The following is a 22,962-nucleotide window of genomic DNA, read 5'->3' on the forward strand; positions in this document are numbered from 1 at the left end:
CCTTCGTGTCAGGCCCTGATCGTATCTGCCGGTTCGCTTGTTACGAGAAATAAGCATCCGGTCTCAACGGCAAAATCGTTTGCCGTTTTCCAAACAGGGCCGCCATGAATGGTCCTCTTTATGAACCGGCGGGAATGGGCCTGCGGGTTTCACAGAAAGAAAACATATGTTCGATATCAAAAGAAAAACGATCGAGTGGGCCGGCCGCAAGCTGACACTGGAAACCGGTCGCATCGCCCGTCAGGCGGATGCCGCGGTTCTGGCGACCTACGGTGAAACCACCGTTCTGGCCACCGTCGTTTACGCCCGCGCGCCGAAGCCGGGTCAGGACTTCTTCCCGCTGACCGTCAACTATCAGGAAAAGACCTTCGCCGCCGGCAAGATCCCCGGTGGTTACTTCAAGCGCGAAGGCCGTCCGTCGGAAAAAGAAACGCTGGTTTCGCGCCTGATCGACCGTCCGATCCGCCCGCTGTTCGTCAAGGGCTTCAAGAACGAAGTTCAGGTCGTCGTGACCGTCCTGTCGCACGACATGGAAAACGATCCGGACATTCTGGGCCTCGTCGCCGCCTCCGCCGCCCTGACCCTGTCGGGCGTGCCGTTCATGGGCCCCGTCGGTGCCGCCCGCGTCGCCTATATCAACGACGAATACGTCCTCAACCCCACCCTTGACCAATCCAAGGAGTCCACCCTCGACCTCGTCGTCGCCGGTACGCAGGACGCCCTGATGATGGTCGAATCCGAAGCGCAGGAACTGAGCGAAGACAAGATGCTCGGCGCCCTGATGTTCGCCCACGCCGGCATGCAGCCGGTCATCGACGCGATCATCGAGCTGGCCGACCACGCCGCCAAGGAACCCTTCGAATTCGAAGCCGAAGACTTCTCGGACGTCGTCACCCAGATCAAGGGCCTCGTCGGTCCGGACATCATCGCCGCCTATGGCCACAAGGCCAAGGAAGAGCGCCGCAACGCCGTCGGCGATGCCAAGAAGAAGGCCGCTGCCGCCCTCGTGAAGACCGAAGAAAACCCGGACGGCGTCGAAGCCGCCGTGTTCGGTTCGGCCTTCAAGGAATGTGAAGCCGACGTCCTGCGTCGCGACATCATCGACCATGGCCGTCGCGTCGACGGTCGCGCCGTCGACAAGGTCCGTCAGATCGTCTCGGAAGTCGGCATCCTGCCGCGCACCCACGGTTCGGCCCTGTTCACCCGCGGTGAAACCCAAGCTCTGGTCGTCGCCACGCTCGGCACCGGCGAAGACGAGCAGTTCATCGACGCGCTGGAAGGCACCTATAAGGAGAAGTTCCTTCTCCACTATAACTTCCCTCCGTACAGCGTCGGCGAAACCGGCCGTATGGGATCGCCCGGCCGCCGCGAAATCGGCCACGGCAAGCTGGCCTGGCGCGCCATCCGTCCGATGCTGCCGGACGTGGCTGACTTCCCCTATACCCTGCGCGTCGTCTCGGAAATCACCGAGTCGAACGGTTCGTCCTCGATGGCGACCGTCTGCGGCACCTCGCTGGCCCTGATGGACGCCGGCGTGCCGCTGAAGTCGCCGGTATCGGGTATCGCCATGGGCCTGATCCTCGAAAAGGACGGCTACGCGGTTCTGTCGGACATCCTGGGTGACGAAGATCACCTCGGCGACATGGACTTCAAGGTCGCGGGCACCGTCAACGGCATCACCTCGCTGCAAATGGACATCAAGGTCCCCGGCATCACCGAGGAGATTATGACCAAGGCGCTGCGTCAGGCCAACGAAGGCCGTCTGCACATCCTCGGCGAAATGAACAAGGCCATCTCCGGCGCGCGCGAAGAGCTGGGTGAGTTCGCCCCGAAGATCGAAACGATCAAGATCCCGACCGACAAGATCCGTGAAGTCATCGGTTCGGGCGGCAAGGTCATCCGCGAAATCGTGGAAAAGACCGGCGCCAAGATCGACATCGGCGAAGACGGCACCATCAAGATCGCGGCCTCCGAGCAATCGAAGATCGACGCCGCACGCGACTGGATCAAGTCGATCGCCTCGGAGCCGGAAGTCGGCGCCATCTATAAGGGCAAGGTCGTGAAGGTCGTCGATTTCGGCGCGTTCGTGAACTTCTTCGGTGCCAAGGACGGCCTCGTCCACATCTCGCAGATCAAGAACGAAAAGGTCGGCAAGACCTCGGACGTCCTGAGCGAAGGCGACGAAGTGAAGGTGAAGTTCCTCGGCTTCGACGATCGCGGCAAGACCAAGCTGTCGATGAAAGTCGTCGATCAGGAAACCGGTGAAGACCTGACCGAAAAGTTGGCTGCCGAGCGTGCGGCCCGTGGTGAAGAGCCGGAATCGAACGAGTCGGAATCGGAAGGCGGCGAAAAGCGCGAACGCCGTCCGCGCCGCCCGCGTCGCGACTAACACCGAGCGTGTATTGGGGTCGAGGGGGCTGTGCCCCCTCGCTTTAGACCAAAAAAGAAGGGCGGTCCCATTAAGGGGCCGCCCTTCTTTTTGCTTTGAAAGAGGAAGGGGTCACGGACCCCTTCACCCCATAACCGGACGGTGTTAGCCCGGCTTCTAGGATTAATAAGACTCAAATTTCAAATAGTTGAGTCAAAAGAATCACTTGCATTCAAAGAGGGGAATCGCAATGCTTGCAAGTGACGGTGTTTTGCGAATCACAAAAGGCACCGAGGGGCCTAATCCTCGGTGCCTTTTTCGGAGACACTCCGCATCCATACAGGGGCTGCGGGCGTACCGGCTTTCGCCTAGGGATTCTCTTGCTCTAGGTAGGCGTTGTCAAGCCCCTGCCATTTTAGCAGGAGCGATTCTCATGAAAAGAGAACCATCCCCTCATGTAAATCCAGAGATGGCCGCTAAGATTAAGTTCTTGCGGTTAAACGAAGGACTTTATCAGCATCAGATTGCGTCCCTTTTAGGGATTAACCAAGGCCGTGTTTCTGAGGTCTTAACCGGTAAGAAATACCCTGACGTTTCCCCCGACGGTACCTTACCGTTACCGTTTTAATGGAAGAGCGTCGTCTTAATTAAAGGCGGCGCTCTTTAATTAAAACACCGCCATCCAGACCATTGTCCCCAGCGCCAGAGCCGAGGCGATCAGGGCCAGAGTCGAAATCGTCCGGCTATGGCTGAGTTCCGCGCGCAGGGTGGCGATCTGAAGCTGGGCCAGCGGATCGGCCTTGGGTTCGTCGTCCTTTAACCGCGCGACGACCTTGTCGATCAGGCGGCGGGCCTCGGCCAGCGGCGACAGTTCCTTGGTGATAAACTGCTCGACGACGGGGCGGGCGGCTTCCCAGATATCGTGTTCGGGGTAGAGACGTCGTGCCACGCCTTCGACGCTGACCATGGTCTTTTGCAGCAGGACCAGTTCGGGGCGCAGATGCATGTCGAACTGCGCGGTGATGTCGAACAACTGCCCCAGCAAGCGGCCCATCGACACCTCCGTCGCGGCACGGCCCAGCACCGGCTCACCGACGGCGCGCAGGGCCTGAGCGAAGGCGGCAACATCGTGGTGTTTGGGCACGTAACCGGCCTCGAAATGGACCTCGGCGACGCGGCGATAGTTGCGGCGCAGGAAACCCCACAGCATTTCGGCCAGATAGAGCTGTTCCGGCGGTTTCAACCGCCCGACGATGCCGAAATCGATGGCCGTCAGCTTGTCGGGGGCCTGACAGAAGAGGTTACCTTCGTGCAGGTCGGCGTGGAACACGCCGTGGTTCAGGGCCTGTGACAGAAACGCCCGGATCAGGTTGTCGGCCATGGCCTTGGGCTCAAGACCGGGCTGGGTCAGGGCTTCGGGGCGGCTCAATGGGATGCCGGGCGCCCATTCGATGACCAGAGCGCGCTTGGCGACATAGTGCCAGACGATCTTCGGGGCCGACATATAGGGCTCGGCATTGATGATCGCGCCCAGTTCGTCGGCGGCGGAGGCCTCAAGCCGCAGGTCGAGCTCCAGCAGCAGGGACTGCGCCACCGTGGCGACGAAGGCTTCGGGCTCCAGACGTCGCGTGGCGGGGGCAAAAATCGCGATCAGCTTCGCCGCCAGCGTCATCATGGCGATATCGTCGGCGATGATCTGCTCGATGCGCGGGCGCAGCACCTTGACGGCGACCTTGCGCCCGTCTTTCAGGATGGCGCGGTGGGCTTGTGCGATCGAAGCCGCGCCGATGACTTCGCCGAATTCGATGAAGATGCTTTCGACGGGTTGCTCCAGCGCCTCTTCGATCAGGCGCTTAGCCGTGGCCTGATCGAAGGGCGGCAACTGGTCCTTGAGGTGCGCCAGATCGCGGATAAATTCGTCGCCGAAGATGTCGCCGCGCGTCGACAGGACCTGCCCCAGCTTGATGAAGGCGGGACCGAGGCTCTCGAAGGCGCGGGCATAGCGCAGACCGACGCGCGGCTGCGGCCCGCGACGAGCGAAGAAAAAGCGCAAGGTGGCGGCGAAAAAACGCGCGACCGGATTGAGGTGGTGCGACAGCTCGCGCGGGATCAGCACGTCCTCGCGCAGCAGCAAAAAGCCGGTCTTGATCAGGCGGATGAACGACCCAATCACCGGGTTAGGCCCAGCCCTGATGCAGGGCGCAGACGCCGCCGGTGAAGTTGGTGTAGCCGACGCGGGTGAAGCCTGCCGTGCGCATCATGCCGGCCAAGGTCTCCTGATCGGGGAAGCGCTTGATGCTTTCGACGAGGTATTGGTACGAGTCGCGGTCTCCGGCGACCAGTTGTCCCATGAACGGGATGACCTTGAAGGCATAGGTCTCGTAAACGCTTTCGACGAGGCCGGTCGTGGCGTGCGAGAACTCAAGGCAGAAGAAACGTCCGCCGGGTTTCAGCACGCGTTTGGCTTCGTTCAGCGCACCCTGTACGTCCGAGACGTTGCGGATGCCGAACGAGATAATATAGGCGTCGACCGAATTGTCCTCGATGGCGAGGTTCATGGCGTCGCCGACCGACCAGGTGATTTCCGGTTCCGTGCCTTTTTCGATCCCGGCTTCGATCATCGCCTGATTATAATCGATGATGCGGATTTCGGTCGATTTACCACCGCGACGGGCCTTGGCCGCGCGGGCCAGTTTCGCCAGACGCCGCGCGATATCGCCGGTGCCGCCCGCGACGTCGAGGATGACTTCGCCCGGTTGCGGGTTGAGCTTGGCACAGGCCGCGTCTTTCCACAGATGGTGGACGCCCACCGACATCACGTCGTTCATCAGGTCGTACTTGGCGGCGACCGATTTGAATACGCCGTGGACGAGGTTGACCTTTTCCTTCGCTTCGACGTCGCGGAAGCCGAAGGGCGAGGTTTTTACAGTGGGGGCATCTTCGCTCATGCGGTCGGTTTTAAACCAGCGACGCGGGCTTGGCGACAGGAAAGTGCCTATTTGCGATCCTGCGGCAATTTTTCACCGGAGGCTTTGGCGCTGTCGCTCAGCCCCAGCAGCATGGCGGCGGCCTTGGCGCGGTATTCGGTGAGGCTCACCTTCTGATCGTCATTGGTGTCATAGAGCGAAATGAAGAACTTGGCGTCTTCGAGTTCAGCCGCCGGATTGATGGCCTGACCGGGCTCCGGCGGCAGACGGGGCGCTTCGTCGATGGTGATGTGGCCGTCGCGGTTTTTGTCGAATTCGTTGAAGATCCGCGACAGTTCGGCGTCGCGTTCCTGCGGCGTCATCTGCTTGAGACGATCGCCGAAAGAGGGCTTGCTTTTCGGCTCGATCACATCCTGCGCGAAGACGCTGGATGCAAGAGCGGCAAGGGTTGTAACGGCAAGCAGGACGGAACGCATAGGAACGGACTCCGGAGGTGTGTCATTGCCATATAAGGCGAGGCAACTGCGGTTTCAATATGACCAAATTCAGAAGGGAAATAGTCAGCTATCTGTTTTCGTGGGCATAGGTTCGTAGCCACGGCTCCAGCTTTTCGAGGCGAAAGCTGTGGGTTTCATAAAGCTCGGTGACGAAAGTGATGGCCTCATTGAGGGGCGCGGTCAGGCGGTACCCGTTTATGATGAGGAAAACGTGCATCGACGCAAAGGCTGTGCGCTTATTCCCGTCGATAAAGGGATGGTTTTGCGAAAGGCTTTCCCACAAAGCGGCGGCCTCGACGACGAGGTCCGCATAATAGCCCGTCTGAGGCCGAAACAGGGCCGATTCCAGTTGTCCCGGATCGCGCAACCCCGTGGCGCCGCCATAGGCCGCAAGCTGGACATCGTGGATTTCCAGAACGTCCCGCAGCGTCAGATAGCGTGTCACTACTCAGCCAGTTTTTTGTAGAGTGGGCCGAACTGATCCATGCTCATCTTGAGGGCATCTTTGACCGATATCGTCGGAGGGGTTTGCCGTTCGGAGATCAACTTACCCACGGCTTCTTCAAGCAAGGATTGAAGCTGACGGCCTTCGGTCTTGGCGAGCGCGCGCAGGTCGGCCAGCAATACGCTGTCCATCTGGGCCGCAAATTTTTCGCGCGAAGGGTGTTCGGTCATCAGAAGTCTCCTTCACACCTTATATCATGAAATTTCATGATATGGTAGAGGAGAACAACCTTACCCCATCATCGCCTTGTCCGACGCGCGGCGGAACGGGCCCTTGTAGTCGTTAGCGCGTTTGCGGCGGCGGTCAGGGCCGGTATAGGCGGTCGATTTGACCCAGGCGCGCTCATTATCGATGACGCTTTTCATCCGGTCGATCAGGGCGCGGGCGGTGAGCGGCTTGGCGACGAACTCGTTGACCCCGGCGTCGCGCGCGGCGATCACGTGGTTACGGTCGGTATGGCCGGTCATCATGATGATCGGCACGTAAGGATGCGGACTGTCCGACCCCGTGCGGATCAGGCGCGTCATCTCGATACCATCGATGGTTTCCATGACCAGATCGGTGATGATGACGTCGGGCCGCCAGTCGCGCACGATTTCCAGCGCTTCGGCCCCATCCGAGGCCTCGCGGATATGGACGATCCCCATAGCGCGCAGCATGGTACAGACGATGACCCGCATATAGTGGTTATCGTCGACGACAAGGGCCAGTACGCGGGAAAACTGACTCAAAACAGGCGACCTTTGATTAAAAAGGGTAGCAGGATACGGTCCTGTATGACCGAGGGTTAGGCCGCATCCTTTACGAAAGTCTTAACCATATCGCAATTTTAACAAAAGCGTAAACGCGCCTTCGCAATAACTTATAAATCTCCCCTCATTTGGGGCTTTTACGCGGTCGCAGATTGTGTCCATACTCCCGGAAATTCCATTGAGTGGATTGGGGGGCACTGTCATGTTCGACTGGCGTAACCGTACCGTCATCACCGGCGCTGCTGCCGTTCTGATTTCCGGCTTTTGCGTAGGCTTCCTCACTGCCAAGGCAACCGAAGGCGGGTTCAAGCCGGGCGCGAAAGACGGCGTCATCCCCATTACCGAAACGCTCGGCACGATCTTCGGCAAGGTGCGCGACAAGAACGCCCCGCGCTCGGGTGGCGCGAAACCGGCAGGATTCGCCGTGTGGAAACAACGACTTGATACGTCGGGCGGATCGCCGAAAGCCTGTATCGAATTTTCCAAGCCGCTGGATTCGTCGAAATCCTATGGCGATTACGTCATGGTGTCGCCGGAACTGCCCTCGGCTCCGGCGGTGACGGTCAAGGATTCCGAATTGTGCGTCGGCGGCTTCGGCTTTACCGACCGCCGCGTGACCCTGCTCAAAGGCCTTCCCGCTGCGGGTAAAGAGACCCTCAAACAAAACGCCGACGTCGATTTCAGCTTCGGCGAAAAACCGCCCTATGTCGGCTTTGCCGGTAACGGCGTCATCCTGCCGCGCGAAGAGGCCGACGGCGTGGCCGTCGAAAGCCTCAACGTCTCGACGCTCGCGTTCGAGGTCTGGCGCGTCGGTGACCGCAATCTGGTGCGCAAGTCGATTTCCTCGCCCGATCCAACGCCGGAAGGCGAATACGATTACGACTGGGACGAGGACAGCCCGCGCGGCGAAGGCTACAAGGTATGGACCGGTAAGGTCCGCGTCGCGGGCAATGCCGGTGAGCGCGTGACGACGGTCTTCCCGCTGGGCGCGGTGCTGCGCGACCTCAAGCCGGGGGCCTATGTCGTCAAGGTGCGCGACGCTTCGGGCGGTCGCGACAAGAAGGAAAATGACCAACCCGCCCAGGCGCGGCGCTGGATTCTGTTCACCGACATGGCCCTAACGACCTATACCGGGTCGAACGGCGTCGATGTGGTCGTCCGCTCGCTCAAGACCGCCAAGCCGATGGGCAGCGTCAAGGTAACGCTGGTGGCGCAGAATGGCGAGGAACTGTCCGCCGCGCAATCGACCGCCGATGGCCGCGTCCATTTCGACAAGGCGTTGCTCAAAGGCGAGGACGCTCTGGCGGCGCGCATGATCATGGCCTATGGCCCCGCCGAAGACTTTACGGCGACCGATCTCAATGCCTCGCCGATGGATTTTTCGTCGCAGGGCGTTGGTGGGCGTTCGGATGAAAAGCTGACCGACGGGCGGTCGCAGACCGGGCTGGTCGACGGCTTCCTCTATACCGATCGCGGCATCTATCGCCCCGGTGAAACCGTGCGTCTGGTGGCCATGGTCCGCGACCCGGACGGCAAGGCGATCAAGGACCGCAAGGGCGCCTTGGTCGTCTATCGTCCGTCGGGCGTCGAGGCCTTCCGCTATCCGTTCGCCAAGACGCCGCAAGGCTTCGCCACCGCCAATATCGGCCTGCCGAAATCGGCCCCGCGCGGGCAATGGCGCGCCAAGCTGCTCATCGAGGGCATCGACGACGATCAGGGGGCTATCGGCTTCGCGGTCGAAGACTTTGCGCCGCAACGGCTGGGGGTTGACGTCAAGGCCGATGCCGAACGTCCGCTGACGGCGCTCAATGAAACCCGCGCCGTGCAGGTCAATGCGCGCTTTCTCTACGGCGCGTCGGGATCGGGGCTTGAGGTGTCCGGTTCGGCTCGCGTCCGCGCCGACCGCAATCCGTTCCCGAAGTTCAGGGACTACCGCTTCGGCAATGAACAGACGCCGTTCGAGGAGCAGTATGTCGATCTGCCGCAAACGGCGACCGACGCCGACGGCAACGCCATCCTGCCGTTCAGCTCCAGCTACGATACGGACCAGCCGCTGAGCGTTTTGATGACGGCCTCGGTGTTCGAACCGGGCGGGCGTCCGGTCAACGAAGTCGAGACGCTCCGTATCCGGACGAAGCCCGTTTATTTCGGCGTCAAGCTCGATACGCAGGACGCCAAAGGCGGCAATACGCCCAAGACTGTGGTCAATATCATCGGCCTCAACGCTAAGGGCGACAAGACCGAGGCGAAAGGCGTCAAGGTCCGCCTGATTTCGGAAAACTGGAACTACGACTGGTATCAGCAGGACGGTCGCTGGAACTGGCGGCGGACATCGAAGGACGTGGTCGTGTCGGACAAGGACTACGACCTCACCGTCAACGGCGTGACGTTCGACCGCAATCTCGACTGGGGCGACTACCGTCTTGAGGTGACGCAGGCCGCGACGGGCGCGAAAACGGTGATCCGTTTCGCCTCCGGCTGGGGTTCGTCCGCTGAAGGCACCGAGGCACCTGATTTCGTCCGCCTGACCGCCGGGTCGCAAACCTACGGACAGGGCGACACGATCAGTCTGACGCTGAAATCGCCGTACAAGGGCGAGGCGCAGATCGCGGTCGCCAACGACAAGCTGATCGACCTGAAAACGGTCAGCGTCGGCGATAGCGGCACGACCATTCGCCTGAAAACCGATGCCCGCTGGGGCGGCGGGGCCTATATCATGGTCAGCGTCGTGCAGCCGCGCGATCCGGTCGATTCCTCGAAACCGCGCCGCGCCATGGGCCTGATCTATGTGCCGCTCGATCCGAAGGGTCGCAAGCTGGAGGTCAAGCTCGACCTGAAAGACAAGGTGCTCAAACCCGACTTTTCAAAGTCCGGTCAGGCTTTTGTCGACGTGCCGGTCAAGGTCGGTGGGGCCGGTCTGGGCAAGACCGCGCGGGTTTCGGTCGCGGTCGTCGATCAGGGCATCATCAACCTGACCAAGTTCAAGACCCCCGATCCGGTCGGCTTCTATTTCGGCAAGCGCGCACTGGGGCTGGAATACCGCGACGACTATGGCCGTCTGCTCGACCCGAACATGGGCGCACCCGCCGATGTCTTCGGCGGCGATCAGATCGGCGGCGACGGCCTGACCACGACGCCGATCAAGACGGTCGCCCTGTGGTCCGGCGTCGTCAATACCGGTATCGACGGCACGGCACGCGTCCGGTTGCCGATCGGTAAGTTCAATGGCGAACTCAAGGTCATGGCGGTCGCCTGGACCGACGACGCCGTGGGCTCCAGCGAAGACAAGCTGACCGTCCGTCAGCCGGTCGTCGCTGAACTGGCCCTGCCGCGCTTCCTCGCGCCGGGTGACAAGGCCTTTGCGACGCTGGAGCTGAACAATGTCGAAGGCAAGCCGGGTCTTTACGACACGGTGGTCAAGGGCTTCAACGGCCTCGTCACCGCCTTCAAGAAGGCCTTCAATATCGGTCAGGGCCAGCGCATTCAGGAAGGCATCCTGATCGAAGCGCCTACCACGGTCGGCGTGTCCAAAATCAATCTGGCGCTCAACGGGCAAGGCTACGGCTTCGACGAAGACTATCAGATCCAGACCCGCATGGGTTGGGGACCGCAGACGCGGACCTTTACGGCGCAACAGGCAGCGGGCACGGCCTTTAACTTGCCGAACGACCTCCTGAATGGCTTGCAACCGGGGTCGGCGACGGTTCAGGTATCCTATTCGCCGTTCCGCGGCGTCGATCCGGCCCCGATTGCCGCGGCGCTCAACCGCTACCCCTATGGGTGTACGGAGCAAATCGTCTCAGCCGCCTATCCGTGGCTCTATGTCACGCCGGGTCAGGGCGTCAATGCGGCGCGCGCCGACGGGATCATCAAGGCGGCGGTCAACAAGATCCTCGACCGGCAATCCGAAGACGGGGCGTTCGGCCTGTGGCGCGCCGGTGACGGCGAGGCCGAGGGCTGGATCGGGGCCTATGCCACCGACTTCCTCGTCGAAGCGAAGAAACGCGGTATCTATGTGCCGCAGGACGCGCTCGACAAGGCGATGAACGCCATGCGCGACCTGTCGAAACCGGAAGGCTTCACCTCGGTGTCGTACCGCCTCAAGGTCGACGAAGGTCCGTGGTGGACGGCCCCGGCGGCCAAGGCCGTGTCGGCGGAAATCCGCTCGCGCGCCTCGGCCTACGCGCTCTATGTGCTGGCCAAGGGTGGGTCGGGCGATCTGGCGCGCCTGCGCTGGTATCACGACGTGCAGTTCAAGTCCGAGCGTTCGCCGGTCGCCAAGGCGCAGGTCGGGGCGGCTCTGGCCCTGATGGGCGACAAGGCCCGCGCCCGTTCGGCGCTGCGTCAGGCGTCGCAAAGCCTGGGCTACAAGGCGACCTATGACTGGTACCAAAGCCCGCTGCGCGACGTGGCGGCGGTGATCGCTCTGGCCTATGAGGCCGGGGAAACCGAAATCGCCAAGGGCCTGATTCCGCTGCTGGAACGCAACGTCAAGGGTCCGGACGCCATGAACACGCAGGAACAGGCGCAGGTCCTCAAGGCCGCCAGCCGTATGCTGGATGCCGCCGGACCAATCAAGATCAAGGGTGAAGGTGTGACGCCCGTCGATGCGGCGAATGCCAAGCTGCAACGCTTCAACGTCGCGGCGATCAAGGACGCGAAGTTCACCAACAACGGCTCCGGCCCGATCTGGCGGACGATCACCGTGACCGGCGTGCCGATCAATGCGCCGCCCGCCGAAGCGAAAGGCTATACGATCGACAAGGCCTATTACACCTTGCAGGGTCAACGGATCGACCCGTCGCAGATCGTTCAGGGTCAGAAGGTGCTGGTCCTGATCAGTGGGCGGACGAACTACGCCGAAACGCGGCCGATAGTGGTCGATGACGCCCTGCCCGCCGGGTTCGAGATCGAGATGACCCTGTCGCGCGACGACGCTCAGAACGGGCCGTTCCGCTTCGTCGGCGACCTCAGCGCTGTCGATGTGCAGGAGGCCCGCGACGATCGTTACGTGGCGGCACTGGACGTCTCGGCCAATAGCGGCTTCGCCATGGCCTATGTGGCGCGCGCCGTGACGCCGGGGGATTACTACCTCCCCGGCGCCGAGGTAAAGGATCTTTATCGGAACGATCTCTATGCCCGCACCGGCGGCGGTCGCCTGATGGTCTCGGCGCGGTAAGAGTTGATGATAAGGCAAATTTGCATTATCATCAACTCGAAGGAGCAAGGTCATGACGACTCTAACGGTGACGGCGCGCGGGCAGGTGACCTTTCGCAAGGACGTTCTCAATCACCTCGGCATCAAGCCGGGTGACAAGATAGAGGTCGATTTGTTGCCGGATGGCCGTGGCGTCATCCGTGCCGCGCAACCGGCAGCGTCTATTTCTGATTTCGTCGGGCTTCTGGCGGGTCGCACAACCCGGATTGCCAGTCTTGAGGAAATGGATGCGGCAATAACCAAAGGCTGGTCTGGCGAAAAATGAGGATTACGGTTGATACCAATATCCTTGTCCGTGCCGTAGTGCGCGATGATCCGGTTCAGGGTATGGCCGCGGCAAAGCTGCTGCTGGATGCCGAGCTCATCGCCGTGGCTTTGCCGTCCCTGTGCGAGTTCGTCTGGGTTTTGCGCCGCGTCTATGGATTCGGTGTGGCCGATACTGCTCAGGCCATCGAAGCGCTTATGGCGGCGGGTAATGTCGCCGCCAACCGTCCTGCCGTCGACGCCGGACTGTCGCTCTTGAAGGCGGGCGGCGATTTCGCCGATGGCGTGATAGCCTATGAAGGGCGCTGGCTGGGGGGAGAGACCTTTGCGTCGTTTGATAAGCAGGCAGTGGCGCTTCTGGCGACGCAAGGCCATGCCGTGCAGCCACTGTAAATGTCCCTTCGGCGCGACGCAATTATCCCCCGCCTGATCAAGCTTCTGATCGCGTTTCTGGCGCTTCAGGTCGCGGTGTGCGGGGTCGATCTGGTCCTGCCGCCGGATATGTCGCGGGCGAAAGAGGCCTCCGCTGTGGCATTGGATCACAATGGGGCTTGGCTGCGGGCCTTGCCGGTCAAGGGCGGGACGTGGCGGATTCGCGCCGATCTGGACCGCACGGACAAGACCTTTATCCGCAACCTGCTCAAGGTCGAGGATGAGCGCTTTTATTTCCATCAAGGCGTCGATCTGATCGCCATCGCACGCGCCTTCGGCTCGAATATGAGTGCGGGCGGCATCGTCTCGGGCGGTTCGACCATCACCATGCAGACGGCGCGATTGCTGGAACCCAAACCGCGCAACTACCTGTCGAAACTGATCGAGGTCGGTCGCGCGTGGCAGTTGGAAGCGCGCTATTCCAAGCGCGAAATCCTGTCGTTGTATCTCACGCTGGCCCCCTATGGCGGTAATCTTGAAGGCGTGCGGGCGGCGTCGTTGTCCTATTTCGGGCACGAGCCGGAGAGTTTGACGCTCGGTGAACAGGCCTTGCTGATCGCCCTGCCGCAAGCGCCCGAAGCGCGCCGTCCCGACCGGCATCCGGAAACGGCGATGAAAGCGCGCAACCTCGTGCTGGAACGCATGGCGCAAAAAGGAATTATCGCCACATCGCAGGTCAGCGAGGCGCAAAGCGAACCGATGGTCGTCAAACGCTTCTCTTTTCCGGCCCTGGCATGGCACGCGGCGGGACGGCTGGCCTCACAGGCCAAGGGGTTGCAGGCGACAGTGGTGACGACACTGGACGCGCCGTTGCAGGCGCGGCTGGAGACCCTGGCGCGGCAAACGGCCATTGCGCAGGGCCCGAATTCGTCGGCAGCGATCCTCGTCATCGAAGTGAAAACCCGCGCCGTGCGCGCCAGCGTCGGTTCGGGGGGGCTCGACCGGGCGGGCGGGTGGATCGACATGGTGCAGGCCATGCGTTCGCCGGGATCGACGCTGAAACCGTTCATCTACGGCTTCGGGTTCGAGGAGGGGATCATTGCGCCCGATACGCGCCTGATGGACGTGGCGACGCGCTTTGGCGACTATCAGCCGGAAAACTTCGACAAGGTGTTCCATGGCGAGGTCTCCGCCAAGGAAGCCCTGACCCATTCGCTCAACGTCCCCGCCGTAGCAGTGTTGAATCGCATCGGCGTGGGGGCGTTCGAGTCGCGGCTCGATGGCGTGGGTGTCCGGCTGCGGCGACCCAAGGAGGGCTATAAGGACGCCGGTCTGGCCATTGCGCTGGGTGGAGCCGGGATCAGGCTCGACGATCTGGCCTTGCTCTATACGGGGCTGGGCGAGAAGGGGCTGATCAAGCCGCTGACTTGGACCGAGGCGGACGCCAAACAGAACCTCACCCGTGGCGGGCAGCGCCTGATGCAGGCCGACGCGGCCTCGCGGGTGATCAGTATACTGAGGGAAACGCCGCCGCCCGCCGGACGACTGCCCGCGCACCTGATGAAAACCGCCAATCGTCCGGCCTATAAGACCGGCACATCGTACGGATTCCGCGATGCCTTGGCCGTCGGGGTGGCGGGCGGCTATGTCGTATTGGTATGGACCGGACGACCCGACGGTGGCGCGCGTGTCGATCAGACCGGGCGTGAGGCCTCGGCGCCCTTGTTGTTCGACGTCTTCGATCAGATCAATGCCCCCTCGCAAGCGCCGCAGGCCCTGACGCCCGCCGCCGCGCCCGAAGCGCTCAAGGCGCTGAAACCGGCGCAAAAGGGCGCGTCGATCCTGTTCCCGCCGGACAAGGCCGTGGTCTATGTCGAGGCCACGACCGCAGGCGGTAAGCTATCGGTGGTGCGGGGGCTGAAACCCTCGGCGCGCGGCAAGGGGCCTTTAAGCTGGTACGTCAATGGACAGCCCCTATTACCCGATGAAAACGGGCGGCTCGACTGGCGACCTGAGGCAGAGGGCTTCTACGAGGTCAGCGTCGTCGATGCCGAGGGGGTCATCAGCCGCAGTCAGGTCCGTGTACGGGTCATTTCGCAAAATACCCGACCTTAAATTGGATCATAAATGCATCATTTAAGTGCGTTGTGGCTCATCTATGGACCATAATTGCATATTTATGATTTTGATCTATAAATGATCCATATTATTTATTCTTGCATCATTAATGGATCAATATGCCGCAAGTTTCCGACCGTGCCTATTCGCGTTACAGCCGGGAAGCCCTGACGCTTCTGGGGCAGATGATCCGCATGGCGCGCATCGAGCGCAAGATCACCACGCAGGAACTGTCCGAGCGCGCCGGGATTTCGCGCACGCTTTTGCAACGCATCGAACGTGGCGATCCCGGCTGTGCGATCGGGGCGGTGTTCGAAGCGGCGACCATCGCCGGAGTCCCTTTGTTCACGCCCGAACGCGGGGGTCTGACCTTGCAAATCAACGACGTCGAATCGCGACTGACCCTGCTGCCGAAGACGGTGCGTCGTCCTAAACCGGTGATAAACGATGACTTCTGAACCAGAGCGCATTCCGAAAAGTGTACAGCGGTTTTCGGATTCAAATGCGCGCCAAGAAGAGCCCGTCACCGAAGCCTTTGTCTGGACATGGCTGCCGGATGCGACGAAACCCGTTGTCGCCGGGCGGTTGTTTCGCGTCGGTGAAGAGCTTCAGTTTAACTATGGCCGCTCCTATCTGGAACGGCCCGCCGCTATCTCGCTCTATGGCCCGGAACTACCCTTGAAGTCCGGGCCTTTGCCGCTGTTGCCGGGCCTGTCCATGCCGGGGTGCCTGCGCGACGGGGCGCCGGACGCTTGGGGGCGGCGTGTCATCATCAACCGCAAGTTCGGCAAGAAGCGCGACGCCATCGATGTCACGCAACTGGATGAGCTGACCTATATGCTGGAATCGGGGTCCGACCGCATCGGGGCGCTCGATTTTCAGCGTTCACCGACGGAGTTCGTCGCCCGCGAACGCGGCACGCCGACCATCGAAGACCTGATGAACGCCGCCGAACAGGTCGAGCAGGGCGTGCCCCTGACGCCGGAACTTGAGCAGGCGCTGTTCCATGGCGACTCAATCGGCGGGGCGCGACCCAAGGGCAAGGTGATGGAAGGCGAGCACAAGTTTATTGCCAAATTTTCCTCGAAATCCGACGTCTTCGATGTGGTGCGCGGCGAATATGTCGCCATGCGGCTGGCCGAACGCGTCGGGCTCGACGTCGCGCCGGTGCAGTTGCTCAACGCGGCGGGCAAGGACGTGCTGCTGATCGAACGTTTCGACCGCCACCGCATTGAAGGCGGCTGGACGCGGAAACTGCACGTTTCGGCCCTGACCATTTTCGGGCTGGACGAGATGATGGCGCGTTACGCCAGCTATGAGGATCTGTGCGAACATATCCGCCATCGGTTTACCCATCCGGGCCAGACCCTGCGCGAACTGTTCGGGCGGTTGGTATTCAATATATTGAGCGGCAATACCGACGATCACGCGCGCAACCATGCGGCCTTCTGGGACGGGTCACGCCTGACCCTGACCCCCGCCTACGATATCTGTCCGCAAGGGCGCACGGGTAACGAAGCGACCCAAGCCATGCTCATCATCGGCGATAACCGTCAAAGCCGCCTGTCGGTCTGCCTCGATGCGGCGAGCAATTTCCAGCTGACGCGCGAGGCGGCCAAGGCCCTGATCGACGCGCAGGTGGCCACGATCCGGGCGCAATGGCACGCGGTGTGCGACGAGGCGCAACTGAGCGAGATCGACCGCAACCTGATGTGGGAGCGGCAGTTTCTCAATCCCTATGCGTTTGAGGGATATTACGGCGAATAACTAGAGATATTTATCTAGTCTCCCTCCGCCCTGCTTGCGGGGAGGTGCCGAGACGCGCAGCGTTGAGGCGGAGGGTTATAACGCCAAGCTGTTCAACGCGCTGGGGATTTCGGAGTCGTACCCCTCCGTCAGCCGCACGGGCGGCCCCGATCGCTATGCTCGCTGCCACCCGCTCCGGCGGCCCGGTCCCCATATTCGCCTAAGGCTCGATAGGGAGGAGGGAGAACGTTAAGCCGAAAGTTTACTCAATCGTATTCAGATCGCGTCCGTGCGTCTCTTTCATGAACACCACGCAGACCACGACCGCAATCGCGCCGATGATGACCGGATACCACAGGCCGTAGAAGATATTGCCTGACCCCGCGACCATAGCGAAGCAGATCGCCGGCAGAAGCCCACCGAACCAGCCGGTGCCGATATTGTAGGGCAGGCTCAAGGCCGTATAGCGCACCCGCGTCGGGAACATCTCGACCAAGGCCGAGGCCATGGGGCCATAGAGCGCCGTCGCCCCGATCGTGAACCCGCACAGGACGAGGAAGACGCCCCACAGATTGGCCTTTTTCGGATCGGCCTTTTCCGGGTAACCGGCGGTTTTCAGTGCGGCCTTGAGGTCGGTCGTGGCGTTGGTTTTCAGGGTTTTGAGCTCGTCCTTGCTCAGATCCTTGCCTGAAGTGACCGCCAGAGCCGCATTGCCGATCTGGACCGTGGCGGCCTTCGCGCCGGGTTCGGCGGGCTTGCTGACATAGGGGACGCCTTGGGCCGTAACCAAAGCCTTGGCCAGATCGCAGGACGAGGTGAACTGCGCCTTGCCGACCGGGTCGAACTGTACGGTGCAGGTGCGCGGGTCGGCGAAGATGACGACCGGGGTGCGTTTGACGGCAGCGTCGAGCTCCGGATTGGCGAATTTGGCGAGCAGATGAAAGCCAGGGAAGAAACCGACGACCGCCAGAGCGATACCGAAGACCATGACCTTTTTCCGCCCGATACGGTCGGAAATTGCGCCCCACATGACATAGAGAAATGAACTGAGGATCGAGGTGCCCATGACCAGCCAGTTGATGATCGCCGGTTCCAGCCGCACGCTCTTTTCCAGAAACACCTGCGTATAGAAGAAGGTCGTGTACCATACCACACCCTGCGCCATCATGAAGCCGAACAGGGCGATTAGCACCTGACGCAGGTTCGACCATTGACCAAAGGCCTCCCGGAACGGGGCTTTCGACACGGCCCCGGCATCGTGCAGGGCCTTGAAGGCCGGACTTTCGGCGGTCTTGGCGCGGATATAGACCGAGACGACCAAAAGCAGGGTCGAGACGATGAACGGCACGCGCCAGCCCCAGTCGGCGAAGGCGTCTTCGCCGATGATTGAGCGCGTGATCAGCACCGTGCCCAGCGCGGCGACCAGACCGAACGAGGCCGAGGACTGAATCCACGCCGTATAGGTGCCGCGCCGGTGCGCCGGTGCGTGTTCGGCGACATAGATGGCCGCGCCGCCATATTCACCCCCCATCGCGATGCCTTGCAGGATGCGGAGCGCCACCAGCAACAGTGGCGCGAAAATGCCTGCCTGTCCGTAGGTCGGCAGAAAGCCGATCAGTACGGTCGCCGCCCCCATCAGCAGGATCGTATAGAGGAACGTCCCTTTGCGGCCTTTACGATCGCCGATATGGCCGAAGATCAGCGCCCCGATAGGCCGTGACAAAAAGCCGAGTGCGAAGGTCAGCAGCGCCAGAATCATGCCCGTCGTATCGTCGAGGCCGGTGAAGAAATTCTTCGTGATGATCGAGGTCAGGGCACCGAAGATGAAGAAATCGTACCATTCGAACGTCGTACCCGCGGCCGAGGCGGCCACGATGGTTTTCAGGCCCGCTTTCGGCGCTTCGACCGCCGGCGGCTTCGGTTTTTTGGCCATGGTACGTCCCTGTTAATCTTATCAATAGTTGCCGGGGCCGCCATTTGATCGAAGCGGCTCTGCATGACAAGAGGCATTATGCAGCCGATGTTATTTTTGCGTTTGGCGGTGCGGGCTTTTGCGTTAAGCTTGATTGTACATCTAGGGAGGGGCCTGTGATCGACACAAAAGACACCTATGCGCCGCAAAAGCGGATCGAACCAGGCAAGGCCCTGATTGCCGTGCTGGAGGCTGCGCTGGGTCTGATCGGGGTGATCGTGCTGATCCTCTATCTCTACACGGGGTCGTTTTCGGGCGCAGGCCAGAAGCTCGATGCCGGGATCAATGCCATCTGGCTGTTCCTTGCGCCGTTGTTTGGGCAAGTCACCTGAATTTGAAGCTAAAAAAGCTTGATCCAAAAGGCTCACGCTTTTATGCGATGCAACATGAGAGGGGTGACGTCATATGGTGGAACCGGACATGGTGCAAAATTTGATCGAGAATAACCGCAACTGGGCGCGGGAAAAGACGCGCGTCGATCCGGATTTCTTCTCGCGTCTGGTCCGTCAGCAAAACCCCGAATATCTGTGGATCGGCTGTTCCGACTCGCGCGTCCCGGCCAATGAGATCGTCAATCTCGATCCGGGCGAGCTGTTCGTTCACCGCAACGTCGCCAACCTCGCGCCGCCGCAGGACGCCAACTATCTGAGCGTGCTGCAATATGCCGTGCATGTCCTGAAGATCAAGCACGTGCTGGTCGTCGGGCACTATGGCTGCGGCGGCGTGCGCGCCTCGATCGAATCGACGGATCACGGCCTGATCGACCACTGGCTGTCACCGATCCGCGACGTGGCGCACGAACACCGGCATGAACTGAACGAATGCCCGACGCAGGACGCCCGCGTCGATCGCCTGTGCGAACTGAACGTCATTTCTCAGGTGCGTAACGTCGCGACCAACCCGATCATTCTCAATGCCTGGCGCGAAGGCCAGCCTCTGGCGATTCACGGCTGGGTCTATTCGATCGCCAACGGGCTGGTGACGGACATGAATATCTCGGTCCGCAATCTGGCGGAGCGCGAACGTTTATTCGGGATTTAATCCTCGAACAGTGGGCGTTTGTCGATATACCAGTCGACAAAGGCCTGAACGCCGGTTTTCAAATCCGTGGACGGACAATAGCCGGTCAGAGCCTGAAGCAGATCCGGCGCGGCATAGGTGCGCGGCACGTCGCCCTTTTGCATCGGTAACATCTTGCGCTTGAGAGCCGAGTTCATGCCCTTCGATTGCAACGCCACCTCGACCGTATCGACGAAATCGAGCAGGCCGACGGGTTGACCGCCGCCAATATTGATGGCGCGGAACGGGGCCTGATGCGACAGGGTATCGCCCGGGACGCGGTTGGCTTCCGACGGTGCAATGGCGCACAGACGCACGATGGCTTCGATCAGGTCGTCGATGAAGGTAAAGTCGCGCGACATCTTCCCTTCGCCGTAGATTTCGACCTCACGGCCTTCCAAAGCCGCCTTGACGAACTTGAACAGCGCCATATCCGGGCGACCCCACGGGCCATATACCGTGAAAAAGCGGAAGGCCGTCGTCGGCACCTTGTACAGGTGCGCGTAGGAATGCGCCATCAGCTCGGTCGATTTCTTGGTGGCGGCGTAGAAGGTCAGCGGTTCGTCGGTCTTGTCGGTCTCGCGGAACGGGATCGAGGGGTTCGCACCGTATACGGACGATGTCGAGGCCAGCATCAGGTGCTGAACGCCGTGTACCTTGGACAGCTCGATCATATTGAACGACCCGACGAGATTGGAGTCGAGATAGGCCTTCGGGTTTTCGAGCGAATAGCGCACCCCCGCCTGTGCCGCCAGATGGACGACGATCTCAGGCTTGGCGGCATCGAATGCCGCTTCGATGGCGGCACGGTCTTCGAGCATCCCGATATGCTGGGTAAAAGCCGGAAACACCGAGAGTTCAGCCAGACGTGCCTCTTTCAGCCGCGGATTGTAATAGTGCGTCATGCCGTCGAAGCCGTGCACCTCATGGCCATCGCGCAGAAGCCGATGGGCGAGGTGAAAGCCGATAAAGCCGGCGGTGCCGGTGACGAGGTAGCGCATGATCCGTATCCTTACTTAGGCTCCGGGTGTCTATTGCGGAGGCGTTTATGTCAAGCCTCAGCTATCCGGCACCCGCGACCTGAGTTCCTCCAGCCACAGGGTGGCGGTGGCATCGGACGGCGCGCGCCAGTCGCCGCGCGGGCTCAAGGCGCCGCCGGAAATCAGCTTCGGGCCGTTCGGCACGGCGGAACGCTTGAACTGTGAAATGGTGAAGAAGCGGAACAGAAAGACCTCGGCCCATTTTTTGATCTCGCCGATCGTATAGGCGCGGCGTTTATGTTCCGGAAAATCAGGCGGCCAGTCGCCGCTATTGGCGTCTTTCCACGCCTGATACTGAAGAAAAGCGATCTTCGACGGCTTGAGCCCGAAGCGCGTCAGGTAATAGAGCGTAAAGTCCTGAAGCTCATAGGGGCCGACCTTGTCCTCGGTCTTCTGCACTTCGCCCGTTGCCCCGATGGGGACCAGTTCCGGCGAGATTTCGCGCTCCAGAACCGAACGCAGGATACGCGCGGCCTTGGCGTCGAATTCGGTCTTCGCTGCCCAGCGGATCAGGTGCTGGATCAGGGTTTTGGGCGCCCCGCAATTGACGTTGTAATGGCTCATATGGTCGCCTACGCCGTAGGTGCACCAGCCGAGCGCCAGTTCCGACAGATCGCCGGTGCCGATGACGAAACCTTTATGTTCTCCCGCCAGACGGAACAGGAAATCGGTGCGCAACCCCGCCTGCACGTTCTCGAAATTGACGTCGTAAACCGCTTCGCCGCGCGAATAGGGGTGGCCGATATCCATCAGCATCCGCTTGGCCGCCGGACGTATGTCGAGTTCGTGCGCGGTGATGCCCAAGGCCTTCATCAGCTTGTGCGCGTCGGATTTCGAGCCCGTCGAAGTGCCGAACCCCGGCATGGTATAGCCCTGAATGTTTTCGCGCGGCAGACCCAGCCGGTCGAAGGCCTTGGCGGTAACGATCAAAGCGTGGGTCGAGTCGAGCCCGCCGGAAACACCAATGACGACCTTTTGCGTCTTGGTGCTTTCCAGCCGCTGCATCAGGCCGTGGACCTGAATATTGAAGGCCTCGTAGCAGTCTTCGTCGAGCCGTTCGCGGTCGTTCGGCACATAGGGGAAGCGATCCACCGGGCGATGGAAGTCGGTCAGGCTATGCGGTTCGTAATCGAAGGGCAGGCTTGCGTGCAGCAGGGGCGGCATGGCTTTGCGGGCGTCGTGGAAGGTGCCCGTGCGCAGGCGTTCCTGCACGATACGTTCGACGTCGATATCCGCCAGGGTCATCGAGTCCGAGGTGAAGCGATCACCTTCGGCGATCAGTTCCCCCAGTTCGTAGATCAGGGATTGCCCGTCCCACGCCAGATCGGTCGTCGATTCGCCCGGCCCCGCCGCGCTGTAGGCATAGGCACAGAACAGGCGCTCCGATGCGGCCGCACACAGGCGTTTGCGGGCGCGCGACTTGCCGATCACGACTGGAGAGGCCGACAGGTTGACGATGACCGTCGCCCCCTTAAGCGCCAGTCGCGTTGAGGGCGTTTGCGGCACCCACAGGTCTTCGCAGATTTCGACACCGAAGGTGAAGGCGTCGAAGCCGTGGGCGTGAAACAACAGGTCGTTGCCCACCGATACGCCGACATCGTTCAGGCTGAGGGATGCCTGTTCAAGATCGGCCCCGCTGGCGAAATAGCGGCGCTCGTAATATTCGCGATAATTGGGCAGATAGGTCTTGGGGACGACACCCAGCGCTCGACCGCGATGGATAACGACCGCGCAATTATAGACCGCGCCATTGATCAGCAAAGGCGCACCCGCCACCATAACCGGGCGCAGGTTTGCGGTAGCTATTATCAGCGTTTCGAGCGTAGTTTTGACAACTTCCAGCAAGGTCTGTTGCAGGAACAGATCGTCGAGCGAATAGCCGCTTAAGGATAGTTCGGGAAATACAACCAGATCGGCCCCTGCGCTGTCTGCCTGCTCGGCCAAAGCCAGATGTTCTTTCAGATTGGCCTGCGGGTTGGCGATATGCACCTTGGGGGTGACGCAGGCAATGCGAACGAAACCGTGCGCGGCGGTAGAATAGAAAGAAAGATCGGAATTGGTCATTTTAGACGGCTTTCATCAAACCGGAATGGCACAGATCGTGTCTTATAGGCTTGTTTTGGT

18 protein-coding genes are annotated in these 22,962 nt (G+C 61.1%); 9 read left to right on the plus strand and 9 right to left on the minus strand.

From position 1 onward, the window contains the following. The first annotated feature begins 166 nt into the window (after positions 1-166). The gene (gene pnp, locus AEYBE204_RS22085) at positions 167-2,389 is read left to right on the plus strand and encodes a polyribonucleotide nucleotidyltransferase (RefSeq protein WP_023460541.1); all 2,223 of its coding nucleotides are present in this window, start codon (positions 167-169) and stop codon (positions 2,387-2,389) included. 646 nt (positions 2,390-3,035) lie between these two features. Here pnp and ubiB read toward each other — a convergent pair. The 6 genes from ubiB to AEYBE204_RS22115 all read right to left on the minus strand — a co-directional run bounded on the left by ubiB (position 3,036) and on the right by AEYBE204_RS22115 (position 7,028). Next, the gene (gene ubiB / locus AEYBE204_RS22090) at positions 3,036-4,541 is read right to left on the minus strand and encodes a 2-polyprenylphenol 6-hydroxylase (protein WP_023460542.1); all 1,506 of its coding nucleotides are present in this window, start codon (positions 4,539-4,541) and stop codon (positions 3,036-3,038) included. A 4-nt stretch (positions 4,542-4,545) separates the two neighbouring features. After that, positions 4,546-5,316 carry a class I SAM-dependent methyltransferase gene (locus AEYBE204_RS22095; protein WP_023460543.1) on the minus strand — a complete coding sequence of 257 codons (771 nt, stop codon included), beginning with the start codon at positions 5,314-5,316 and terminating at the stop codon, positions 4,546-4,548. Positions 5,317-5,363: 47 nt separating this feature from the next. After that, positions 5,364-5,771: a hypothetical protein gene (locus AEYBE204_RS22100; RefSeq protein WP_023460544.1), complete on the minus strand. Its 408-nt coding sequence runs from the start codon at positions 5,769-5,771 to the stop codon at positions 5,364-5,366. A gap of 88 nt (positions 5,772-5,859) precedes the next feature. Then, a complete protein-coding gene (locus AEYBE204_RS22105) occupies positions 5,860-6,237 on the minus strand; it encodes a type II toxin-antitoxin system death-on-curing family toxin (RefSeq protein WP_023460545.1) in 378 nt (125 codons plus the stop codon). Next, the gene (locus AEYBE204_RS22110) at positions 6,237-6,467 is read right to left on the minus strand and encodes a hypothetical protein (protein WP_023460546.1); all 231 of its coding nucleotides are present in this window, start codon (positions 6,465-6,467) and stop codon (positions 6,237-6,239) included. Before AEYBE204_RS22110 ends, AEYBE204_RS22105 begins: the two co-directional genes overlap by 1 nt. Before the next feature lie 60 nt (positions 6,468-6,527). After that, positions 6,528-7,028 carry a response regulator gene (locus AEYBE204_RS22115; RefSeq protein ID WP_023460547.1) on the minus strand — a complete coding sequence of 167 codons (501 nt, stop codon included), beginning with the start codon at positions 7,026-7,028 and terminating at the stop codon, positions 6,528-6,530. Between the two features lie 223 nt (positions 7,029-7,251). Here AEYBE204_RS22115 and AEYBE204_RS22120 point away from each other — a divergent pair, with 223 nt between their 5' ends. The 6 genes from AEYBE204_RS22120 (at position 7,252) to AEYBE204_RS22145 (ending at position 16,788) form a co-directional block, all read left to right on the plus strand. Continuing rightward, complete coding sequence (locus AEYBE204_RS22120; protein ID WP_023460548.1) at positions 7,252-12,228, plus strand: alpha-2-macroglobulin; 4,977 nt, start codon at positions 7,252-7,254, stop codon at positions 12,226-12,228. A 52-nt stretch (positions 12,229-12,280) separates the two neighbouring features. Continuing rightward, positions 12,281-12,532: an AbrB/MazE/SpoVT family DNA-binding domain-containing protein gene (locus AEYBE204_RS22125; protein WP_023460549.1), complete on the plus strand. Its 252-nt coding sequence runs from the start codon at positions 12,281-12,283 to the stop codon at positions 12,530-12,532. Next, positions 12,529-12,924, plus strand: a complete 396-nt coding sequence (locus AEYBE204_RS22130) for a type II toxin-antitoxin system VapC family toxin (RefSeq protein WP_023460550.1) — start codon at positions 12,529-12,531, stop codon at positions 12,922-12,924. Before AEYBE204_RS22125 ends, AEYBE204_RS22130 begins: the two co-directional genes overlap by 4 nt. Next, a complete protein-coding gene (pbpC, locus tag AEYBE204_RS22135) occupies positions 12,925-15,018 on the plus strand; it encodes a penicillin-binding protein 1C (protein ID WP_023460551.1) in 2,094 nt (697 codons plus the stop codon). Between the two features lie 122 nt (positions 15,019-15,140). Next, positions 15,141-15,479 carry a helix-turn-helix transcriptional regulator gene (locus AEYBE204_RS22140; protein ID WP_023460552.1) on the plus strand — a complete coding sequence of 113 codons (339 nt, stop codon included), beginning with the start codon at positions 15,141-15,143 and terminating at the stop codon, positions 15,477-15,479. After that, positions 15,469-16,788, plus strand: a complete 1,320-nt coding sequence (locus AEYBE204_RS22145; protein ID WP_023460553.1) for a type II toxin-antitoxin system HipA family toxin — start codon at positions 15,469-15,471, stop codon at positions 16,786-16,788. Before AEYBE204_RS22140 ends, AEYBE204_RS22145 begins: the two co-directional genes overlap by 11 nt. A gap of 241 nt (positions 16,789-17,029) precedes the next feature. Here AEYBE204_RS22145 and AEYBE204_RS22150 read toward each other — a convergent pair whose 3' ends face one another. Further along, the gene (locus AEYBE204_RS22150) at positions 17,030-18,700 is read right to left on the minus strand and encodes an MFS transporter (RefSeq protein WP_023460554.1); all 1,671 of its coding nucleotides are present in this window, start codon (positions 18,698-18,700) and stop codon (positions 17,030-17,032) included. Between the two features lie 155 nt (positions 18,701-18,855). Here AEYBE204_RS22150 and AEYBE204_RS22155 point away from each other — a divergent pair, with 155 nt between their 5' ends. Continuing rightward, positions 18,856-19,071, plus strand: a complete 216-nt coding sequence (locus tag AEYBE204_RS22155; protein WP_023460555.1) for a hypothetical protein — start codon at positions 18,856-18,858, stop codon at positions 19,069-19,071. 88 nt (positions 19,072-19,159) lie between these two features. Next, positions 19,160-19,780 (plus strand): carbonic anhydrase, encoded by a 621-nt coding sequence (locus AEYBE204_RS22160; protein WP_031229557.1) that lies wholly within the window; start codon positions 19,160-19,162, stop codon positions 19,778-19,780. Here the strand turns inward: AEYBE204_RS22160 and AEYBE204_RS22165 are convergent. Together AEYBE204_RS22165 and AEYBE204_RS22170 are read right to left on the minus strand one after the other, a co-directional pair. Further along, entirely contained in the window at positions 19,777-20,799 is a 1,023-nt protein-coding gene (locus tag AEYBE204_RS22165) for an NAD-dependent epimerase/dehydratase family protein (protein ID WP_023460557.1), read from the minus strand. The genes AEYBE204_RS22160 and AEYBE204_RS22165 overlap by 4 nt on opposite strands. A gap of 57 nt (positions 20,800-20,856) precedes the next feature. Next, positions 20,857-22,902 (minus strand): NAD(+) synthase, encoded by a 2,046-nt coding sequence (locus AEYBE204_RS22170; RefSeq protein WP_023460558.1) that lies wholly within the window; start codon positions 22,900-22,902, stop codon positions 20,857-20,859. Positions 22,903-22,962: the final 60 nt, after the last annotated feature.

Source organism: Asticcacaulis sp. YBE204 (genome assembly GCF_000495855.1).
Taxonomy (GTDB): domain Bacteria; phylum Pseudomonadota; class Alphaproteobacteria; order Caulobacterales; family Caulobacteraceae; genus Asticcacaulis.

Excerpts from the sequence above, each read along its gene's own strand:
- pnp (WP_023460541.1), top strand. The coding sequence starts at position 167 with ATGTTCGATATCAAAAGAAAAACGATCGAGTGGGCCGGCCGCAAGCTG.
- AEYBE204_RS22095 (WP_023460543.1), bottom strand. The coding sequence starts at position 5,316 with ATGAGCGAAGATGCCCCCACTGTAAAAACCTCGCCCTTCGGCTTCCGC.
- AEYBE204_RS22100 (WP_023460544.1), bottom strand. The coding sequence starts at position 5,771 with ATGCGTTCCGTCCTGCTTGCCGTTACAACCCTTGCCGCTCTTGCATCC.
- AEYBE204_RS22110 (WP_023460546.1), bottom strand. The coding sequence starts at position 6,467 with ATGACCGAACACCCTTCGCGCGAAAAATTTGCGGCCCAGATGGACAGC.
- AEYBE204_RS22120 (WP_023460548.1), top strand. The coding sequence starts at position 7,252 with ATGTTCGACTGGCGTAACCGTACCGTCATCACCGGCGCTGCTGCCGTT.
- AEYBE204_RS22125 (WP_023460549.1), top strand. The coding sequence starts at position 12,281 with ATGACGACTCTAACGGTGACGGCGCGCGGGCAGGTGACCTTTCGCAAG.
- AEYBE204_RS22130 (WP_023460550.1), top strand. The coding sequence starts at position 12,529 with ATGAGGATTACGGTTGATACCAATATCCTTGTCCGTGCCGTAGTGCGC.
- pbpC (WP_023460551.1), top strand. The coding sequence starts at position 12,925 with ATGTCCCTTCGGCGCGACGCAATTATCCCCCGCCTGATCAAGCTTCTG.
- AEYBE204_RS22140 (WP_023460552.1), top strand. The coding sequence starts at position 15,141 with ATGCCGCAAGTTTCCGACCGTGCCTATTCGCGTTACAGCCGGGAAGCC.
- AEYBE204_RS22145 (WP_023460553.1), top strand. The coding sequence starts at position 15,469 with ATGACTTCTGAACCAGAGCGCATTCCGAAAAGTGTACAGCGGTTTTCG.
- AEYBE204_RS22150 (WP_023460554.1), bottom strand. The coding sequence starts at position 18,700 with ATGGCCAAAAAACCGAAGCCGCCGGCGGTCGAAGCGCCGAAAGCGGGC.
- AEYBE204_RS22160 (WP_031229557.1), top strand. The coding sequence starts at position 19,160 with ATGGTGCAAAATTTGATCGAGAATAACCGCAACTGGGCGCGGGAAAAG.
- AEYBE204_RS22165 (WP_023460557.1), bottom strand. The coding sequence starts at position 20,799 with ATGCGCTACCTCGTCACCGGCACCGCCGGCTTTATCGGCTTTCACCTC.
- AEYBE204_RS22170 (WP_023460558.1), bottom strand. The coding sequence starts at position 22,902 with ATGACCAATTCCGATCTTTCTTTCTATTCTACCGCCGCGCACGGTTTC.